Genomic DNA, 2,010 nt, shown 5'->3' with positions numbered 1-2,010 from the left:
TATGCGGACCTTTTAACAGCAGATATTCCCACAAAAGAACATGCCTTACACCACGATCAAGACACATACAGCGAAAAAGAATACGCACTTTTGAAAAACTTTAGAGAGCTCGAAGCGAAAAAACAAAAAGCAATCTTGTGGTTGATTTCTGATTAGACAAAAGCACACCCATCAACATCCCTCGCCAATATATCCAACATCCTTAAAATATAAGCTTCAGATCACGACACTTCAAAGAAGGCAATTTTATCAGACAAGACAGATAAGCCCTGCCCTAAAATATTCCCTCACACACCTTTCTCCAGTCAACGCGATTTATACCCCTCTTCATCCCAGCTTTCCCCGCTCCATTCACAAATGCGTCCCCTAGTTCTCCGACCACATTCCATGTCAAGACAAAAGCATACAACGCATAAATCCTTCACTTCACTTTTACGTATTCACGTTTTTACGCTTTTACATCTTTACAGAAAGCAACCAAATGAAACTTTTCCCCCAGCATCTTACACTGCGTTGTCAAGAATCCAACATCTTGTAGCAGTTTCCTCCTACCAACCACTCAGACAGATCAGCACACCATACCCCTCAAAAAATGGATTCAACAAGCAAGCCTTTTCTGAATATTCTTACACCCATCCCTCTCCAACACAAAGAGCGAAAGCTCCTACAAATACCGATCAATTCCGCTTCGAAGCAAATACCCCACCCAAAAGACAAAGCTTCACACACACCAAAAAGCTTCTCCCACAGCGCCAATTTTCACATTCTGCATCCTAGCTTTCGACTTCATTTGCAGACTCGTTCCCCAGTCCTTTCCCCCCATTCCATGCCAAGACAAAAGCATACAACGCATAAATTCTTCACTTCACTTTTACGGATTCACGTTTTTACGCTCTTCTATCTTTACAAAAGGCAGCCAAACAAAATTTCCAAACTAACCCACCACTCAATAAACAAGAGTCTGTTAACAATCCCACTTTTTATCGAGCACATTGCATTTGGGCAACCACCTCTCACCACCCCTCAAAGAATACTGTTTCACCAGACACGGACAGATAACCCCTACCCTCCAATATCCAGACACTCTCACAAAAAGCACCGTATAAATTGATATGCTTGAAGGTCCCTCGACGGCATATCATTGCCTCTAATGCCTCCATCTCACCCTACCTCAAATGACAATATTTTACTGCATAAGGCATAAGAATATAATGAGATAATTTTTAAGATACAAAAAAATGCTCTCATTTTCCAAATCTTTTAATTGTTCTTGCCAATCCCTTGAAATTACTTTATCACTCAAAAGGTGCCTTGATCGTCTACGCAGCAATCAATAGGGAGTTGAAGCCCGAAAACTCAAACGTTAATTTACCCCACTTTGTGGGTATCCCGGAGTTCCGGGAGTTTTTGCTATGTCCAAGTGCTTGTCAGCACTAAAAGCAAAAAGCTGATTTGAGTTCAGTGCTTTCAACCTCCCGGAATACTCATGCGAGGGCGCTCGCAACTGGAGGGGAGCTTGAAGTGCAAACTAAAAATCCAGATTTCGCACTTTTTTAAAAAGTACCCAATTTTATAGTCTTTGAAATTATTTTGATTTTTCTTGCCAATCTTCTGAAATTGCCTTATGAATTGATCTGTGTTTTTGATCGTCCACGCAACGGTCAAATAGGGATTTGAAAGCCCGAACGCTCAGTACATAAATTTATCCCGCTTTGCGGGTATCCCGGAATTCCGGGAGCTTTTGCTATGTCCAAGTGCTTGTCAGCACTAAAAGCAAAAGGCTGGCTGAGCTCAGTGCTTTCAAACTCCCGGAATACTCATGCGAGGGCGCTCGCAACCGGAGGGGAGCTTGAAGTGCAAACTAAAAATTCACATTTTAATGACATTTCAATAGGTAAAAGAATCCGTCACAGACGCATTTCAATGGGGCTTTCTCAAAAGGAATTAGGAAGCTATTTAGGTGTCAGTTTTCAACAAATCCAGAAATACGAAAAAGGATCTAATCGTGTA

1 protein-coding gene and 1 pseudogene are annotated in these 2,010 nt (G+C 41.6%); both read left to right on the top strand.

Annotated features, from left to right (window positions below; translation table 11 throughout):
- Window positions 1–156, top strand: a pseudogene (locus ACFIK2_RS08125) (transcriptional regulator); the annotation flags it as partial.
- 1,590 nt (window positions 157–1,746) lie between these two features.
- Window positions 1,747–2,010: helix-turn-helix domain-containing protein (locus tag ACFIK2_RS08120; protein WP_375677140.1), on the top strand; the 264-nt coding region annotated here is incomplete at its 3' end.

The sequence above is a fragment of the Bartonella sp. AP88XZML genome (assembly GCF_042195565.1).
Taxonomy (GTDB): Bacteria; Pseudomonadota; Alphaproteobacteria; order Rhizobiales; family Rhizobiaceae; genus Bartonella.
This window is presented reverse-complemented; position numbering and strand designations above follow the sequence as displayed.